The 19,798-nt window shown below is 38.5% G+C and carries 11 protein-coding genes, 1 tRNA gene and 1 pseudogene; 5 read left to right on the forward strand and 8 right to left on the reverse strand.

Annotated features, from left to right (window positions below):
- Positions 1-349 (reverse strand): annotated as a pseudogene (locus BWI92_RS21835) (hypothetical protein); the annotation flags it as partial.
- A gap of 12 nt (positions 350-361) precedes the next feature.
- On the opposite strand from BWI92_RS21835, the gene BWI92_RS27410 reads away from it, so the two are divergent.
- Positions 362-529 (forward strand): hypothetical protein, encoded by a 168-nt coding sequence (locus tag BWI92_RS27410; protein ID WP_176464506.1) that lies wholly within the window; start codon positions 362-364, stop codon positions 527-529.
- A gap of 195 nt (positions 530-724) precedes the next feature.
- On the opposite strand, the gene BWI92_RS21845 is transcribed toward BWI92_RS27410, so the two are convergent.
- The 6 genes from BWI92_RS21845 to BWI92_RS21870 all read right to left on the reverse strand — a co-directional run bounded on the left by BWI92_RS21845 (position 725) and on the right by BWI92_RS21870 (position 6,864).
- On the reverse strand, positions 725-1,171 hold the full coding sequence (locus tag BWI92_RS21845) for a DUF4920 domain-containing protein (RefSeq protein WP_095166813.1): 447 nt from the start codon (positions 1,169-1,171) through the stop codon (positions 725-727).
- Positions 1,172-1,290: 119 nt separating this feature from the next.
- A complete protein-coding gene (locus BWI92_RS21850; protein ID WP_095166815.1) occupies positions 1,291-1,908 on the reverse strand; it encodes an ATP-binding cassette domain-containing protein in 618 nt (205 codons plus the stop codon).
- Between the two features lie 70 nt (positions 1,909-1,978).
- Entirely contained in the window at positions 1,979-2,755 is a 777-nt protein-coding gene (gene lpxA, locus BWI92_RS21855; RefSeq protein WP_095166817.1) for an acyl-ACP--UDP-N-acetylglucosamine O-acyltransferase, read from the reverse strand.
- A 300-nt stretch (positions 2,756-3,055) separates the two neighbouring features.
- Complete coding sequence (locus BWI92_RS21860) at positions 3,056-4,450, reverse strand: bifunctional UDP-3-O-[3-hydroxymyristoyl] N-acetylglucosamine deacetylase/3-hydroxyacyl-ACP dehydratase (protein WP_095166819.1); 1,395 nt, start codon at positions 4,448-4,450, stop codon at positions 3,056-3,058.
- A gap of 57 nt (positions 4,451-4,507) precedes the next feature.
- Positions 4,508-5,533, reverse strand: coding sequence for a UDP-3-O-(3-hydroxymyristoyl)glucosamine N-acyltransferase (gene lpxD, locus BWI92_RS21865; RefSeq protein WP_095166821.1), 1,026 nt, complete (start codon positions 5,531-5,533; stop codon positions 4,508-4,510).
- Between the two features lie 92 nt (positions 5,534-5,625).
- Positions 5,626-6,864 (reverse strand): HD domain-containing protein, encoded by a 1,239-nt coding sequence (locus tag BWI92_RS21870; protein WP_095166823.1) that lies wholly within the window; start codon positions 6,862-6,864, stop codon positions 5,626-5,628.
- Between the two features lie 199 nt (positions 6,865-7,063).
- Here BWI92_RS21870 and BWI92_RS21875 point away from each other — a divergent pair.
- Positions 7,064-7,137: transfer RNA gene (locus BWI92_RS21875), tRNA-Ile, on the forward strand.
- Positions 7,138-7,252: 115 nt separating this feature from the next.
- Here the strand turns inward: BWI92_RS21875 and BWI92_RS21880 are convergent.
- On the reverse strand, positions 7,253-7,924 hold the full coding sequence (locus tag BWI92_RS21880) for a LytTR family DNA-binding domain-containing protein (RefSeq protein WP_310588946.1): 672 nt from the start codon (positions 7,922-7,924) through the stop codon (positions 7,253-7,255).
- A 1,058-nt stretch (positions 7,925-8,982) separates the two neighbouring features.
- On the opposite strand from BWI92_RS21880, the gene BWI92_RS21885 reads away from it, so the two are divergent.
- From BWI92_RS21885 to BWI92_RS21895, 3 genes are read left to right on the forward strand one after another with little or no spacing between them, the layout of a single operon-like run.
- Positions 8,983-15,480 (forward strand): S-layer family protein, encoded by a 6,498-nt coding sequence (locus tag BWI92_RS21885; protein WP_095166827.1) that lies wholly within the window; start codon positions 8,983-8,985, stop codon positions 15,478-15,480.
- 20 nt (positions 15,481-15,500) lie between these two features.
- On the forward strand, positions 15,501-18,245 hold the full coding sequence (locus BWI92_RS21890) for a hypothetical protein (RefSeq protein WP_141234879.1): 2,745 nt from the start codon (positions 15,501-15,503) through the stop codon (positions 18,243-18,245).
- A 14-nt stretch (positions 18,246-18,259) separates the two neighbouring features.
- Positions 18,260-19,705, forward strand: a complete 1,446-nt coding sequence (locus tag BWI92_RS21895; protein WP_095166831.1) for a hypothetical protein — start codon at positions 18,260-18,262, stop codon at positions 19,703-19,705.
- Positions 19,706-19,798 lie beyond the last annotated feature (93 nt).

A 19,798-nucleotide genomic window follows, 5' to 3' on the forward strand; every position in this document is an offset into this window, starting at 1 on the left:
TACTTGTCCAATGATAGCCAGGAACACAAATACGTTTATTAGGAGGAGAATAGTATCCTTTTTTTATCCGTGTTAGTCGTTTTGCCTTTGAGCTTTCTACACTACAAAGCCCTTCCAAAAACCAAGATTCAGCCTTTTCTAGCCGACTATCATCCCAAAGCATTAGCGGACGTTTTCCCTGTTTTACTAACGATTCAAGCCTTTTTCGAGTTTGACTAAAGAGAAAATTATCAATGATAGTAGATGTCCATTTTTTGGAACGTAACAGATTACTAATGCGTTTTGTCCCAGCGGGAGCATGTGAAAAACCGCAAATATAGCCACCTAACTCACTAAGCAATAAGCCCATAGAGTTGTGTCGATGCAACTATTAAATCGTAAAAAGTACGAACTAAACGCTTATCCAGAACAGAATCTAACGATAACTGGACGTCAGCAAGATAAAGATCAAGTTTATGAAGAAGTAAATGAGAGAGTCTTGACTTACTCGATTTTATGTCATTATTTTGTAGAAATGCTTTATGCATAGAAACCTCCTGTTTGTTTGTGTTTGTCGTAATTCACAAAGTAAACAAGGAGGTTTCTTTTTTAAAAGTCTTCACGAAAAATTCGGGATGACTCATGTTTGATTTAATATAATACAGAAGAAAAACACGATTTCTCAACTGATGAAAGGGGATTTAGAGAGTAATCACTCATCCGCTAAATTACAATTCACTCAATGTTATTTCACAATTACACCGTTGGCTACGAAGGTAATAGCCTTTTCAGGCTCTGTGATTTTTTCAATTTCTTCCTGTGTTTTGCCAGCATCTTGAGCATAATGCTTCAATTGACCTACTGAAGTAGTTTTAACTTGTGCCAAGCCTTCAAATACCACTGTTTTTCCGTCGATATCCTTCGGAACAAAGAATCCATAATCCTTGAAAGTCACACGCATACTAGAACCATCTTCTAGCTTAACTTTCATCCAACAACCTTTTACCTTACATACCGATTCTACAACTCCAGAAACTTTTGCCTTGACTTGTTCTTTTCCGTCCATTTTTTTGGCTAAATCTGTCGTAGAGATAGCTCCTTTTTCAGAAATTTTTTCACCAAAGTTACTTTGAGCCTTAGCCCCAATTTGTATTCCTAATACGATAGCGAAAACGATAGCTATTTTTTTCATAATCAAAAATGTTGATTTGTTGAGAATATTTAATGACTACAAAAATAAGAATTGCTCAGGTAATCCCTTGATTTTGAAGAAATTTTTGAAAAAAAACTCCTTTGAATCTTATCAAAAGGTTATTTGTAATCTTGAATATTGAAAATGTTCGAACAGAATTCGTATTCGTTGGGCTGGTTAGAGCAAATAAAGAGCATTCGATCTTGAGAATACTTTTGCACATTTTCGAGATACCAGTTGGTAGCCTTTGCGTCCAAGTTGGATGAAGGTTCATCTAGCATTAATACTGGTGTATCTGACCAAAATGTCAAACCTAATTTTACCCTTTGCTTCATACCGGACGAGAAATGCTTAATGGCTTTTTGGCGTGCTTTGGGTAATTCAATAAACTCAATAAAATCTTTGATAGAATACTGCTGAATCAGCGGTTTGAATTGAATATGAAATTGAAGAAGTTCTTCTAGCGTAAATTCTTCGATAAGCTCAAGATAAGGCGCTGCGATACTGATTTCCTTATAAATTTGCTCAATTTCGAGGGGGATTTGGTTTTTAAATGCGAGGATTTTTCCCTCAGAGGCAGGAATAAAGCCTGAAAGAATCTGTAAAAAAGTCGATTTTCCACTACCATTCGAGCCTGTAAACGTATAAGATTGTCCTTGCTGAAAACGAAGATTTACAGATTTAAAAATCCATTCATTTCTGAATTTTTTTCCTAGATTTTCGGTGATGATTTCCATAAAAAAAGAAGTAAGACAGCAGGGCTGTCTTACCTATTTGAATTGAATCTAAAATCGTAAAATGGGCTGATTAAAGTGGACCTTTGATAATGCCACGTTCAGCATTACGGATAAACTCTACTATTTCGTCACGCTCAGGAGTTGCTGCAATATCTTGTTCAATATTTGACAGTGCATCCGTAGTATTGAATCCTTTGAGGAATACATAACGATACACATCTTGAATCAGATTGACTTGCTCATCACTGAAGCCATTGCGACGTAAACCAATAGAATTTACACCCACATAAGATAAAGGTTCGCGTGCTGACTTAGTAAAAGGAGGCACATCTTTGCGAATAAGCGATCCTCCAGAAATCATAACATGCTTACCAATTTTCACAAACTGATGAATAGCACAAGCACCACCGATACGAGCTGACTCGCCGATATGCACATGTCCTGCTACTTGTACACTATTGGCAATCACGCAGTTATCTTCTACCAAGCAATCATGAGCAATATGTACATAAGCCATTAAGAGGCAATTTTTGCCAACTTCAGTTTTAAATTTATCTTTAGTACCACGGTTGATAGTAACACATTCACGAATAGTCGTGTTGTCTCCAATAATGGTTAGTGTTTCTTCTCCGTCAAACTTAAGGTCTTGTGGAATAGCAGAAATAACCGCCCCTGGAAAGATTCGGCAATTTTTACCAATTCTTGCCCCAGGAAAGATAGTAACGTTGGGTCCAATCCAAGTTCCTTCGCCAATTTCTACATCTTGATAAATTGTTGAAAAAGGCTCAACAACTACATTTTCTGCGATTTTGGCGTTTGGATGAATATATGCTAACGGTTGTGTCATGGTATTGTTTTCAGAATAATTACTTCGCTTTTGAAATATGTGTTTAATCGAAATTTTACACTGCCAACATTAGGCAAACTCAATAGGCTCAGTAATTACGGTAATCTTTGCATTGAGACTTGAAAAGAATTAGTCAAAAGTAATAAATCTTTTCTGTATAAAATTGTACTATGACGGTTTATCATAGTCAAATCCTGATAATTAGCTGAGAAAAAGCCTATATAAATATACTTTTGGCACAAAACTCAGATCAAGATTCTCTACAGATAAATTCTCAATTGCTAATTGCTATAGTTTATATTAGCTCTTACGAACCAAGCTAGCAGTCATATCTGCCTCACAAACAACTTGTCCTGCGACATAAGCTGTACCGTGCATTTTAGCAATACCTCTACGGATTGGTGAGGAAAGCGTACATTTGAAAATTACGGTGTCACCAGGCGTTACATTTTTACGGAAACGACAGTTTTCGATTGCTACTAAATATGGCCAGTAATTTTCAGGATCTGGAACTGAGCTAAGTACAAGAATACCACCAGTTTGTGCCATTGCTTCAACTTGCATTACACCCGGCATTACGGGGTTGTTAGGGAAGTGTCCCATGAAGTAATTTTCATTCATGGTTACTTGTTTGATACCAACTACGCTTTCGTCATCCAAATACATGATTTTGTCAACCATTTGGAATGGGTAACGATGTGGCAATAGCTGATAAATACGTTCGTGGGTAAGAATTGGTGTTTGTTTTGGATCGTATTTTGGTACTTGGTTTTTATCAGCTTCTAACATCAATTTCTTGATTTTCTTAGCCAAAGCAACGTTTGCTGCATGACCGGGACGAGCTGCCAAAATTTGAGCTTTGATAGGACGACCAACAAGTGCTAAGTCACCAACCATATCCAATAACTTATGGCGAGCCATTTCGTTTTTGTAATGAAGACTTACGTTGTTAAGCACACCAATTTCTTTCGAAACACTTACTTTAGGTTTTCCTAAAACCATCGCTAAATGCTCCAATTCTTCTTCAGAATAATCACGGTCTGCAATAACAACAGCATTTGATAAGTCACCTCCTTTGATAAGACCTGCATTGTATAGAGCTTCTAACTCATGTACAAAACAGAAAGTACGACATTTAGCAAAATCTTCATTGAACTGCGTGATGTGCGTCAAATTTGCATGCTGACTACTCAAGAATTTTGAGTTATAATCAACCATTACCGTTAGGCGATAATCGCTATGAGGTAATGCTGCTAATTCTACACCTCTTTCAAGGTCTTTATATCTAACTTCTTCAGTTAATTCAAAGAATTTACGGTTTGCAGCTTGTTCTTCAAGACCAGCATCAAGAATTGCTTCTACAAACTTGATAGAACTTCCATCCATGATAGGAGGCTCTGGACCATCTAACTGAATCAACACATTGTCTACCTGACAGCCCACCATAGCAGCTAATACATGCTCAACCGTGTTGATACGTGCGCCATTATGTTCGATAGTTGTACCTCTAGAAATATCAACAACATGGTCTACATCAGCATCTGCAATAGGTTGACCCGGTAAATCAACTCGTTGAAACTTGTAACCATGGTTTGGTGGAGCTGGTAAAAAAGTCATTGTTGACACAACGCCAGTGTGCAAACCAACGCCTGACAGCGTAACAGACTTTTTGATAGTGTGTTGTTTATTGTTCATTTCTTTATATGTGTGAGCAAAGTGCTCATTTGGGAGTTTTGGGATAAACTCTAAATTTTATTTCAATTTGTTTTCAACTTCTCTAAGACGTTGTTCGATAGTTGGCAACTTACGATACAATACATGAGATCGAAGGTTTTCTGTGTTTTCTACGGCAGGGGAGCCACTGAGTACAGTTCCTTCTTTTTTGATATTTTTGGAAATACCGCTTTGTGCTGTAATAATGGTACGATTGGCTATTTGGAGGTGTCCAGCTATTCCGACTTGTCCACCAATCATACAATTCTCACCAATTTTACTTGAGCCCGAGATACCCGTTTGAGCTGCTATTACGGTATTTTTGCCAACTTCTACATTGTGAGCCACTTGCACTAAGTTATCAATTTTAGCACCTACTTTGATGACTGTGCTACCCATAGTCGCACGGTCTATACAAGTGTTGGCGCCAATACTTACGTGGTCTTCTAATACCACATTTCCAAGTTGTGGAATGGTTTGGTAAGTTCCATCACTTTGTGGAGCAAACCCAAATCCATCAGCACCTATTACTGCGTTGGCATGTACCGTACAGTGATTACCAATGATACAGCCTTCATAAATTTTAACTCCAGCATAAATGGTAGAGTTATCTCCAACTTTCACATTGTCACCAACATAAGCATGAGGATAAATTTTTACATTTTCACCAATTGTTACATTGTTTCCGATGTAAGCAAAAGCACCTACATAATGATTACCTCCAAGTGTTGAACTCTCAGAGATAAAGCTTGGTTGTTCGATACCTTTCTTGCTTCCAGCTATCAATTTTTGATATTCTTGAAGGAGCGTTGTAAACGCCGTATAGGCATTTTCTACTAATATTAGAGTAGGGGAGTACGCTTTTTTCGGCTCAAATGATTTATCTACGATTACAGCAGAAGCCTTGGTAGTATACAGATACTGTTCATATTTGAGGTTCGCTAGAAAAGAGATAGTACCTTCAGTTCCTTCTTCTATTTTTGCTAATTGGCTTACTTTTAGTGACTTGTCACCTTTTACTTCGCCATTTAGCATAAAAGCAATTTGTTCAACGGTAAATTCCATGTAATCAATTATGAGTGGTAAGTCGTTTACCTATGCTTGTGGTTTTAGACAAAAAAATTATGAAACCTATTTACTGCATTAATGGTTTTGGACTATTTAGTTTGCAAATATACATTCTTTGCCCAACATATATAATATTTTTTGACGATGTTACTCAAGGCTTTGATCGTAGGCAAGTCGGAGGCTTCAGCTATATCCTTGACTTTTTTATCTTTGGTTAAAATATTAATACTTTGTTTTTCAGAAAGGTATGCAGCATTGGTAATATGGCCTTTTACCATTAAGTACGGGATGTCTTCAGGATATACATTTTCTTGACTTAATAGATCGATTTGAATTTTTTCAAGGAAGGAATCTGAAATAGGCTCATCTAACAAAATGATTTTATAAAGTTTTCGGTCTAAAAGCATTTGACTGATACTCGACAAAAGTTTGTCGGGATGCTTTGCCCACACTTTTATGCAGCCCCAAACATCTGTATCGTCCATTTCGGTAAATGCCTGAATATAGGTTGGATTAGACCTAAAATCATCAAGTGATACGGCTTCATGTAAGAATAGACCAAATGCTGGAGTAGTAAATACGCTTTCTCCGTGCTTGATGAGTTCTTTAGCTCTTTTGATAATCTGAATCAACATAGTTTCTGCACAAATACAAGTTTTGTGTAGATATACCTGCCAATACATCAAGCGTCTGGCTGTCAGGAAATTTTCAATTGAGTAAATCCCTTTTTGTTCGACCACCAATTCATTGTCTACAATATCCAGCATTTTCAAGATGCGGTCAGCCCCGATAAAGCCTTCTCGTACCCCTGTAAAAAAGCTATCACGATTGAGGTAATCCATACGGTCGACATCCAGTTGGCTAGAAATTAGTTGATGAAAAAATCGACGAGAATAAGTATCATTAAACATCTGTATCGCCATGTCGAGCGCACCTCCAAATTGTCTGTTGAGTTCTTGCATCAACAAAAGCGAAATTTCTTCATGAGGTACGTGATTTAATATAGTATGTTCCAGTACATGAGAAAAAGGCCCGTGACCAATATCATGTAATAAAATCGCCATTTGTGCTGATTCAAATTCATCTTCAGAAATATCATGACCTTTGTATTTGAGTGCATTAAGTGCTTCTTGCATGAGGTGCATTGCGCCTAGTGCATGATGAAATCGGGTGTGTAGGGCTCCAGGATACACATAATCGGCAGTTCCAAGTTGCTTTATACGTCGTAAGCGTTGATAATAGGGATGTTCGATAAGGTCGAAAATAAGAGGAGAGGTAATATTGATAAAACCATAAACGGGATCATTTACAATTTTGCGTTTGTTCATAATATTGTGAAGCTTATTGAGGATTAAAATAGAAAAATATTCTCAAGTACTTACTCGCTGAGTATGACTGCATTATCAGTGAGTAAGTACAAAAGTAGGAGATTATTTGCTGAATTCTTCCTATGACCACTTGCAATATTATGAGTATTTCATTAATTTTGCACTATTACGAAAAAGCACTATCAGTGTGTATTTGTAGGGACTTGTAGCTCAGCTGGTTAGAGCACCTGACTCATAATCAGGGGGTCCATGGTTCGAGCCCATGCTGGTCCACAGAAATTGTCAAGCATTTACGAGAAATCGTAAATGCTTTTTTCTTTTACGGCAAGAAAATAAAAATACCTGTCTTTTCTAAAAAAGGCAGGTATTTTTATTTTGTCAGGATTCTTTAAATAAACTGAATAAATTCACTGACATTTTTTTTGTATGAAAAACCTATCGGAATTACTACCTCATTGATAAAGATGTTTTTATGATCGTATCCTGTTACTTTTTTGATGTTGATAATGTAAGATTTATGCACCCTTCTAAAAATCTGGTTTGGAAGAGCCTCTTCTAAAGAAGCAATAGATTCATTGACGATAGTTGATTTGTTGTCACTGTAAATTTTAGAATAAATTCCATAAGCATTAATATAGTCAAGCTTTTCAAAATCAAACTTCATCACGTGCCTACCCGTTTTGATGAAAACAAAATTATTTTCGACAATACTATTGCTTGTTTGTTGTCTATTTAACGCTTTATCAATGGCTTTTATAAGTCTATCTTCAGTAACTGGTTTTTTAATGAAATCCATAACTGAATTTATTTCGTAAGTATCGATAGCAAACTCAACGTTGGAGCTCGTTACTATTACGGGAGGCAATTTGGGAAATTCACTTACTAAATCTAAACCAGAACTCTCATGTAGTTTTATATCTAAAAAAATAAGATCATAAGTATCATTACTTAAGCATGACTTTGCTTGATTATAGTTTCGAGCCACGCTTATATCGTACATGGAGAGTTTTTCCAATTGCATACTGAGCGTTACAATTGCGATTTCGGAATCCTCAATAATTAAACATTTTTTTTGAACATAGCATTTATTGTAATTAGTGTAGTGACTTTAGACTTCAAAAAAGGTCACCGAATTGATAGAGCAATCTTAAGAATTTGGCGTATTGTCTAGAGGATTTCTTCCTCTACTTCCAGAATTGCTACATTATTTAGGTCGATTGTTCGGAGTAATTATAGCGATTCATTCTAATTTCTTTAAGGTTAGCTTGATTTTTTGAGAATAGTTCTAAAGTATTGAGTTATTGTTCTTGCAATATAGCAGTCTGCTCGTTTGTTTACAACTCTCTTTATAATTGTAAAAAATAATAGATGAGTCGGTCTTTTTAGTTGAAATTACATTTTCTTTATTCCACAAGTTTCATACCTAAATCTCACCTTAGGTTATTTTCCTTTCCACTACTGAATCAAAATTTATTTTAAGTATTTCTTAGTTTTTTATGGGTGATTAATATAAAAATACATTTTTGGTATTCTTTTTGCTAATAATACTATTAAACAATTTGCCATAGTATTAACAACCACCCACTAATATATTTTAATTGACTTAGTGCTTACAAAGGTTATTATTTTGCCAGAAGTAGTCCCCGCTTAAGTTTATGATTCTTCTGTCAGAAAAGATAATCTTCTCGTTTGTGATAATTCAATAACATTTCTAAGCTTTTATCATCTTATTCAGTTCTCATATTTTGCTTTGGTGACTTTTGGGCATTTGTTACGTTTTGTATATGCCATGAATATGATAAAGCTTAAGTGATCCAGTAGTTGATTTAATAATTTGTAGTTTAAAGCTGTCCGCCATGATAAAAACATTACTTTCTTCATTTACGCATTTTTTCAAGAATGAGTATTTCTTGAGGCTATATACGTTTCGCTGCGTAATTCAATTCCATCTTCTTCTCAAAGATTGAGTTCTCGAATTATTTCCTGATTGACAGCACCTCCTACGGGGAGGTATAAGATATTGTTTTCTTTCGCCAAGAAAGCAATTGCATTGAACCCTTTTATTCAATTTAACCCCTAAGTAATTAGATGAATTCAACAATTACATTTTCCCACGCCATGCGGAAATTGTTTGGAGCATCGAATGTATTCACTGAATGCCTTAGCTATTTGGGAAATATCCTTATCAATAGGATATTCGCTTTTGTTAGTTTTCAGTTTGCATTTGTCTTCTTTGTTTCGCCTGTTTTAGGACAAAACTGTACAGATTTGTTCTTACTTAACAGCTACGACGGAAAGGTTTATTCTATTTCTGCTCTTGATGGTTCTAAGACGTTAGTCACGACCATGACGACAGGAAAGAGTAACTTGGCTGTTGGCCCGGATGCTACAAACCTTAGCTCTAGGGTGTTTGTTTCTTCTCAAACAACGTCTGGTTCTACGGTTTTTAAGAACAACTCTAGTACAGGTATTACGCTTCCGATTGGTTTAGGAGGGTTAACAACCAATCCTCTTACTACAGGGGCCAATGCTGGGTACGTGTATGGTATGACTTCCGATAGACATTTAGTAAAAGTGTATCCTTCTCCATCAGCTGATTTGGGGGTGGTTACAGGTGATGCTACTTGGACTGGAGGGTCTATATCCAATGATGCGTTTTTTGACAATACTGGCAAAATGTATGTGCCAGTCAAAAATGGTAGTGCGAGCTATTTGTATTCGGTGAATTTGTCTACAAAAGTTGCTTCTCAGGTAATTCAGTTAAGTGGTAGTATTCCTTCAAACTTTCAAGGAATAGCTTTCTTCAACGATAAGATTTATGCCACAGAACTGACGACTTCTGGTCTAATATTGACAACAACGGTTTATGCGAAGATTTATGAGATTAACCCAAATACTGGACAAGGCACTGTAAAGACTTCTATCCAACTTGCTTCGTTTTTGGGATCCGCTCCAAATATTAACTTAGATTTGGCTACTTGTGATGTATTTGTACCCACTACCGCGCCTAGTTGTAATGAACTTTTTGGAGTAGTTGCAGGTACTCACTCTATATATAGAATTGATTTGTCTACATTAGCCACTACATTAGTTGCAGAAGGTAATCAAACAAACCAAGGTAATATGGCATTTGGTCCTATTCCTGGTAATTTGAATCAAAACCGATTTGTTACTTCTGTTAATAACGCTAGTGGTACCATTTATACAGCGCCTGCTCAGACCACAACAGCTACTTTGAGTTCTACAGGGAATACAATTGCTTCTCCAATTGGTTTAGGAACAGATCCAGCTTCTGGTGTCGTGTATGGTATAGCATCGAAGGCTTTAACTAAATGGACAGGTACGGGCAATGGTACTTCAGTAGGAACCATTACAGGTGATGCGACATGGGTTAGCGGTACTACGCTGAATGATATTGCAGTGGATGCCAGTGGTAACCTCTATTGTATTTTGATGGAAAATAGTGCAGCCCATCTTTACAGAATTAATCCTACTACTTTAGTTGCCACAAAAGTGGTAACTGCTTCAGGGGCTTTCCCTACCATGGGTAATGGCCCATCAGGTGGACAAGCTGTTGGTAATGGTTTGGCATACCTTGGTGATTTTTTCTACTACTCTCGTATTAACGGGTCTGATACAGATCTCTGGAGAATCAACGCTTCAACTGGAGTATCAACTTACGTTGGGTTAATAAGCGGACTAAATTTTGGTGACTTGGGTTCTTGTGCTACCGTAACTAACGTACCAGCTACTTTCTCATTTAACTGTTCGGCTCCATCAGCAGGATTGGTAGGTACACCTTTATATGCTAATGGTACAACAGGGCAAACATCTACTTTACGAGTTCCAATTAGTAATGCAGTCAACGGTCAAGCTTCACTCACTGTAACAGTATCAGGTGCTGGTATCGTTTCGACTCCATCGCCTTTCACGACTTCGATTGCACAAGGCGAAACATTTGTTGATATTCCTATTACTTATGATGGTAGTGGTGCGACTGGTACAAGAACTTTAACAATTAACTCTCCAAATGCTACAGGAACTTGTTCTATTACTATTGCTGTGTCTTCCGATGATGCTGATGGTGATGGTGTAACAGATGGTCAGGAAGGTTTAGATGGTACAGATCCTATGGATGCTTGCTCGTTTGTTTTAGCGAGCCAAACAAGAACTCCTTCTTCAAGTTGGAATACTTCTGACTGTGATGGTGATGGTATCAGTAACTCAACAGAAAAAACAAATGGAACCAATCCTTTAGATCCATGTGATCCTGCGTTGGCTGTTCCAGTAATAAGCTCTTCAAGCTTATTAAATGTGTGTCCTGCAACAACGGTAAATTTGAATAGTGCAGTAACTGGCGCAATTCCATCAGGGTCTACTTTAGTATGGTTTACAAACAATGCACATACTGGTACTGCTTATGCAACGCCTACGGCAGCTACTAATGGTACTTATTATGCATTTCATTATAACGCCACTACAGGTTGCTACAGTGCAGCTTCAAACTCAGTAGATGTATTTGTATCGTCTTGTTCTGGAACGGGTGCAACGGGTGGACCTTGTAATACAAAGTCTCCTTGGACAAACTCGCTTTACACAAACTTATCTGCTAGTAGATCAACTGGAGGTCTCTGTTTACCAATAATATCAGGTAATAACTCCAACTTAGTAGATGCTGACTTGACCAATAATGTTAGCTTTAACTTAACTGGTTTAGGATGTAATATCACGATTGCTGTAAAAGATAATGATGCCGCTGATACGTATCCAGCAGGATATTATGCAGGTTTCAAAATCGGATCAGCTAACTTAATTAGTGGTAGTATCGCATCAGGTGTGAGAGTCGAAACTTATAATAATGGTGCTTTCGTAGAAGGCAAAGATGTTGTTACTAGTTTGATTGGTATTGAGTCTAGTTTGCTAGACGGTTCAGGTTTAGCAACAGTAGGTTTTGTAACAACAGCACCATTTGATGAAGTTCGTATTAGATATACAACATTGGTTGGTGCATTATTCTCAGGACAGGTTTATTATCCTGTAATTGAAAAATTCTGCGCACCAACAGCTTTGACTTGTAACACACAGACCATCCTTTCTAATACAACTTATCCTGTTGTGATTAATGATGCTAATACAGGTATTTCAGGATTGACGTGTGTAGGTTGTTCTATTAATAATTCTGAAAACTTAATCACTTCAAGTACTTCAGATTTTGCTACTATTACAATGGCCGCAGCACTTGGTAGTACTTCTTCTATTTCTGTAAAAGATGTATTGACTACTTATACTGCTGGTTCATTTGCAGGTTTTAATATTGCAAACACCAGTTTGATCAATGCCAACTTGCTTTCGGGTATTACTATCAAGACTTATAAAGCTGGAGTATTACAGGAAACATCAACAACTGGAACTTTACTTTCAGTAAACTCTTCTTTGTTGACAGGTTCAGGAAATCAATTGGTAGGTTTTGTGACAACAAAAGACTTTGATGAAGTACAGTTCCAAATAACCAACTTACTGGGTATTATCAGTACTACGAATGTTTACAATCTTGTAGTACAAAAATTGTGTGCTGGTCCTGCATTAACTTGTGGTGATACCTACATTGTGTCTCCTACTTATCCAGCAGTATTGAATGGAAGCTTGACAGGTATCAGTGGTGCAGCATGTGTGGCTTGTGCTGTTAATAATACAGCAAATGTACTGGATGCAAGTACTTCAAACTATGCTGACATTATTTTGACGGCTGGTGTACTCAGTAGTGGGTCTATTTCAGTAAAAGATGCAGTGACAACTTACCCTGCTGGAACTTTTGCTGGTTATGATGTTGAAAACAGCAGTCTATTAGGAGCTAGCTTGTTTAGTAACGCTACCATAACAACTTATTTGAATGGTGTTGCTCAAGAAAGTAATGCAGGCGGTTTGATTTCACTAACACTATTGAGTTCTACTCGTCAGGTGATAGGCTTTAAAACTACCAAACCATTTAATGAGGTTCGTATCTCAATTGCCAACCTTGTGGGGGTAAACGTAGGAACCACACGTGTTTATGGTGTTGTATTGCGTTCTGCAACAACTGCTGGCTTTACAGCTCCAACTTTATCTGGAGGAGGCACTACTGCTGCAATTGCTAACATTTGTCCAGCTGCAACAGCTAACCTAAACAGTGCTGTAACAAGTACTACTCCAGTAGGTTCGACTTTGGTTTGGTTTACTAATAACGCTCATACAGGTACAGCACTAAGTACTTCTGGTACAGCTGGAGCAGGTACTTATTACGCCTTCTATTATGATGCAACTGCTAACTGCTACAGCCCTGCTTCTGGAGCTGTTACCGTAACAATCAACGTTTGTGATAGTGATGGTGATGGTGACTTAGATAGTACAGACCCTGCACCAAATGACCCATGTGTATGGAGCGTAAACCAAGTGTTGGCTAATACTACTACAGCTTGGCGTAATGCTGACTGTGATGGTGATGGTGTGAAAAACTATGATGAAGCTACTGGTTCAGATGGAAATCCTGCGACTACAGCAGATAATACAGATCCTAAGAGTGCTTGTAGTTTAAATCTCACTCAAGTAACATTAGTAGCAACCAGTACAGGTGATTGCGATGGTGATGGTGTAACAAACAAAGACGAAATCAATGGTTTGGATAGAAACCCAGCTACAACAGCAGATAACACCAATCCATTAGATTTATGTAGTTACAATGTTGCTGATCAAGTATTTGCTAATACAAATACAGACTGGAAAAATGCTGACTGTGATAAAGATGGTAACCCTAATGGTACTGATCCTAATCCAAAAGTTCCAACAGCGAGCTCAGATATGTTGACAGCGCCTTTTGGCGTACCAAGTACGGTAAATGTATTGACAAATGATGATTTCTTGCCTGGCTTAAGTACTTCAATTACAAAAACAGGTGGTACAGCTATTGGAACCCATAGTTTCGATGCTGTTACAGGATTGTTGACATATAGTCCAGCGCCAACTGAGCCAGGGACAAATGTTACCATCATTTACCAAGTATGTAATACAGCAGCTACACCAAATGTTTGTGCTACTGCAACGGTAACGATTAGTGTACCTGCTGCAGGAGACTTGGATGGCGATGGAGACCCTGACAATACAGACCCCGCACCTACAGATGGTTGTGTATGGGGACCGAATCAAGTATTGGCAAGTACAACAACGGCATGGAGAAATAGTGACTGTGATGGCGATGGTGTAACTAACTATAAAGAGGTTACTGGTACAGACAATAACCTAGCTACGACTGCTGATAATACGAACCCATTAGATGGCTGTAGTTATAATGCAGTAGATCAGGTATTGAGTAGTACAAGTGCAGCATGGAAATTATTGGATTGTGATAAAGATGGTAATCCAAATGGTACGGATCCAAATCCTAAAACTCCTACAGCAGTAGCAGATGCGTTTACCGCTAAATATGGTAGTGCTACAGGCTTTAACATCTTAGCCAATGATGACTTCCTACCAGGCTTGAGCACCTCTCTGTCAAAAACAGGAGGAACATCCAACGGAACAGTAAGCTTTAACGCGTTAACGGGAGTACTTACTTACACGCCTACCTTGGCAGAACGTGGTACGACAGTAACTGTAACTTATCAAGTGTGTAACACAGCAGCTACGCCAAATGTATGTGCTATTGCTACTGTAACTATTACAGTTCCGGTAGATACAGACGCAGATGGAGTACCAGATGTTGATGACTTGGATGATGACAATGATGGTATCTTGGATACCGTTGAAAATGCTCAGCTAAGTGCAGATACCGATGGTGATGGCATACCAAACCGCTTAGATTTAGATAGTGATAACGATGGTATCAATGATGTAAATGAGGCCAATGGTATAGATATAGATGGCGATGGTATGGCAGATGGTTTAGTTTCTCCAACGGGGATTCCATCAACAGCAGGCTTAGGTCTAACTCCACCAGATACAGACAATGACTTAAAACCAGATCCTTATGATTTAGACAGCAATAATGATGGCATTAGTGATTTAGAGGAAGGCGGATTGAACCCTAGTTTAGATGCGAATGGAGATGGTATAGTAGATTGTACAACGAACTGTGATCCAGATGGAGATGGTATTTTGACACCAGTAGATGGTTTACCAAATGTATGGAAAGATGCCTTGTTACCAGATTTAACACCGACAACGGATATTAATAGTTTGGAATTCTTGACACCAGGAACTCCTAGAGATTTTGTGGTAAATGTGTTTGAAATTAACGATAAACCTAATCTAGCTGGTAGCACGATTGGATTCAGAGTTGCCAAAATCTCAGGCTTTACGATTACTTATCCATCGACTTCGGGTACTTCAAATGTGTTTGGCGGAACAGCGAACAGTAATAGCGATTGGACTTTTACAGAGAATGCCAACTTTATTACAGTGACAGCTAAGCCGGGTGTCGTGATTCCACAAAATGGGAAGAAGGTCATAGGCTTTACCGTAGCACGTAAGTCAGGTGTACCAAGTAATACAAGTCAAAATATTACAGTGACTATCATTTACGGTTCAGCTGGTGAAGAGAAAGTAGATAACAACACTGTTGAAACTAAAATCACTGCTAACTAACACTAACTAAACTAGAAATCATGAGACGTATAAAACAACTAATGCTCGTTACAGCTCTCATTACTGGAGGGCTATGTGAAGTGGAAGCGCAGGATGTAAGTATCAATATTCTCAACCAGCCTGCTGCCGTTTCAAAGGGTTCGACTTTGGGACGTGTCACTGTGGATATTTGTAATAATGATGGTGGTACTCGAAATGCTGCTATTGGAAAATTAGAGCCTGTAATTAGCTTTCCGAATTTAATCACTGGAACTTCTGTAGTTCCAGTGACAATCACAGGATGGACTGTTATTTCTAATGATGGTCAAACAATTCGCTTAAGAAATACTACAGCAATTGCACCGGGAGAATGTACCCAAATTGTATTAGGATACACAGGTGTTTCGGTTGGAGGTCCACTTCCTGTTTTAGGTACTTTACAATTCAATGGATTACCAACTTTTGGTAACCTACCGGGAAATGACCTTAGTACAACCTCTATTACCGTATTCTTAGATACAGATGGAGATACAATTGCTGATACAATTGATTTAGATGACGATAATGATGGTATTCTAGATACTCTTGAAGATACTCAGTTTTCTGCTGATTTAGATGGAGATGGTGTTCCTAATAGCCTAGATTTAGATAGTGATAACGATGGTATCAATGATGTGATTGAGTCTGGCGGAGTGGACGCTAATAATGATGGTATTGCGGATGGTGCATCTGGACTTACAGGTATCCCCGCAAGTGCTAATCAGCTTACAGGAACAATTCCACCAGATTCAGATTTAGATACTCGTCCAAATCCCTATGATTTGGATAGTGATAACGATGGTATTAATGATATTATCGAAAGTGGTAATCCTGCCTTGATCGATGCTAATGGAGATGGTATTGTTGATGGTACAGACCCTGACGGAGACGGTATCGTTGGTGCTGCCGATGGTAATAGTACAAGAGGAGATAGTAATGATCCAGCTCCTATTAATACAGATAGTACAGGTCTTCCTGATTATTTAGATATTGATAGCGACGACGACGGATTAAGCGATTTGTTAGAAAGCGGTATTGCCAATGCAGCAACCCTTGATGTAAATAGAGATGGAAGAGTGGATCTTATCACAGACCTTGATGGAGATGGTATTGTAACGCCAGTTGATGGAAGTGCAAGTTATGGAGATGCGAATAATCCAGCTCTACCAGATAGTAATACCAACGGCATTCCTGACTATCGTGAGGCTAATCCAGACATAGATGGAGATGGTGTAACCAATGCTCAAGAGATCACAGATGGTACTGATTACTTGAATGGTTGTAGTTATAATCCTACCAACCAAGTATTAGCAAATACTAGCACATCTTGGCGAAACGGCGATTGTGATGGAGATGGAGTAACAAACTACAAAGAAGCAACAGGTACAGACAACAATCCAGCTACAACTGCTGACAACACAAATCCATTAGATGGCTGTAGTTACAATGCAGTAGATCAGGTGTTAACTAGTACAAGTCCAGAATGGAAGTTATTGGATTGTGATAAAGATGGGAATCTAAATGGGACAGACCCTAACCCTCAAGTACCTACAGCGCTAGATGATGCATTAGTGGCGAGATATGGTTCATTGAGTACTGTTAATGTATTACTAAATGATGATTTCTTGTTAGGTGCAACTACTACTGTATCAAAAACAGGAGGTACAGCGGCGGGAACTGCGGTATTTACTCCAGCTACAGGTATCTTGAGTTATACGCCTACCTTAGCAGAACGTGGTACAACAGTTACTGTAACATATCAGGTATGTAACATCGCTACGATACCAAGTGTATGTGCTACCGCTACTGTAAATATTACAGTTCCAGCCGATACCGATGCAGATGGCGTACCAGATGTTGATGACTTGGATGATGATAATGATGGTATCTTGGATACTGTTGAAAATGCTCAGCTAAGTGCAGATGTTGACGGCGATGGTATTCCAAACCGTTTAGACTTAGATAGTGATAACGATGGTATCAACGACGTAGATGAAGCTAACGGAATAGATTTAGATGGAGACGGTATGGCCGATGGTATTATCACTGTATTAGGTATTCCAGCTACAGCTGCACCTGGTCTACTCTTAGATCTTTTGGATACAGACAATGATAGTAAACCAAATCCTTACGACTTGGACAGCGATAATGATGGCATTAGTGATTTAGAGGAAGGCGGATTGAATCCTAATTTGGATGCGAATGGAGATGGTATAGTAGATTGTACGACGAACTGTGATCCAGATGGAGATGGTATTTTGACACCAGTAGATGGTTTACCAAATGTATGGAAAGACGCTTTATTACCAGACTTAACACCAACTACGGAGATTAATAGTTTGGAATTCTTAACAGCAGGTGCTTCTAGAGATTTTGTGGTAAATGTGTATGAAATCAACGACAAGCCAAATGTAGCAGGTAGCACGATTGGATTCAGAGTTGCGAAGATTTCAGGCTTTACGATTACTTATCCATCGACTTCAGGTACTTCAAATGTATTTGGAGGTAAAGCAAATAGTAATAGTGATTGGACATTCACAGAGAATGCCAACTTCATTACAGTGACAGCTAAAGCAGGCGTAGTGATTCCACAAAATGGTGAGAAAACGATAGGCTTTACGGTAGCACGTAAGTCAGATGTACCAAGCAATACAAGTCAAAATATTACAGTAACCATTATCTACGGTTCAGCTGGAGAAGAAAGAGTAAACAACAATACAGTAGAGACGAAAATCACAGCTAACTAAAAAAAGCAAGCATTATGAACATTTTGCAAAAAATAGTAATTCTTCTGGTCTGCTTGACACTAGTTAGTGTAAAGATTCAGGCTCAAGATGTAAGTATCAATATTATCAATCAACCATCCACCGTGACTCAAGGATCTACCTTGGGTCGGGTGACAGTGGATATTTGTAATAATGATGGCGGTAGCCGTAGTGCTGCTGCCAATAGATTACGTCCTTTGATTACATTGCCTAGTAGTCTAGTTGGTTCTGTCATACCAATTACGACTACAGGGTGGACAGTACTTCCGATAGATATCAATAACCCGACTACCTTACGTTTTGAAAATACGGTTGCGATTGCTCCCGGAGAGTGTAGTCAAATAGTGATAGGCTATACGGGCGTAAATATTGGTGGTCCCCTCACAGTAACAGGAACATTAGGATTTAATGGTCCTCAAACGACAGGCAACCTAACTGGGAATGACAACAGTACAACCTCTATTACGGTAATAACTGGCGATACAGATGGAGATGGAGATCCTGATATAACAGATCCACAGCCTACAGATCCATGTGCATGGGGAACAGGTCAAGTATTAGCGAATACAACAACAGCTTGGCGTACTGCTGACTGTGATGGAGATGGTGTAACGAACTACAAAGAAGCAACAGGGACAGATGACGATCCATTAACATTGGGTGACAACACGAATCCCAATGATGGATGTAGTTACAACAAGGTAGACCAAGTGATAGGCAATGTAAGTGCAAGCTGGAAAACCTTAGATTGTGATAAAGATGGTAATCCAAACGAAACAGACTTGAATCCACAAGTTGCTACGGCAGTTAATGATGTTTTGACAGCTCCATTTGGATTGACGAGTACCGTAAGTGTATTATCGAATGATGATTTCTTACCAGTAGCGAGTAATGAAATTACGAGAATAGGCGGAAATGCAAGTGGTACAGTAGCCTTTGCCCCAACAACAGGAGTAATGAGCTACACGCCATCAGCGACAGAACCAGGAGGGCCTAACGTAACGGTTGTTTATCAAGTATGTAACACTTTAGTAACACCAAATGTGTGTGCAAGTGCCACAGTAACGATAAGCGTACCAGCAGCAGGAGATCAAGATGGAGATGGCGACCCAGACAACACAGATCCACAACCAACGAACTCATGTGTATGGGGCATCGGTCAAGTGTTGGCGAATACGAGTACCACTTGGCGTAATGCAGACTGTGATGGTGATGGAGTAACAAACTATAACGAAGCCACAGGCGCAGATGGAAACCCAGCGACGTTAGCAGACAACACAGATCCACTGAGTGCCTGTAGCTTAAACTTAGGTCAAGTGWYYATACGTTTTGTCCTGCTTTTAGATTACAGTGGATTTTTGAGAAACTTTGCCAACTCCTTGGATACACCGTTGATTCTTCTTTCTGGACAAATTCAGTATGGAAAGATGTTCTTTGGCTAACATTGGTTAGTACAGATAAACAACATCCTTCAACCTCTAAGCCATTTATCTGCATAACAATATTATCACTTATGCCGATTATTTGCCAGATTG

It is taken from the genome of Flectobacillus sp. BAB-3569, assembly GCF_002270355.1.
In the GTDB taxonomy this organism is placed as follows: Bacteria; Bacteroidota; Bacteroidia; order Cytophagales; family Spirosomataceae; genus Flectobacillus; species Flectobacillus roseus.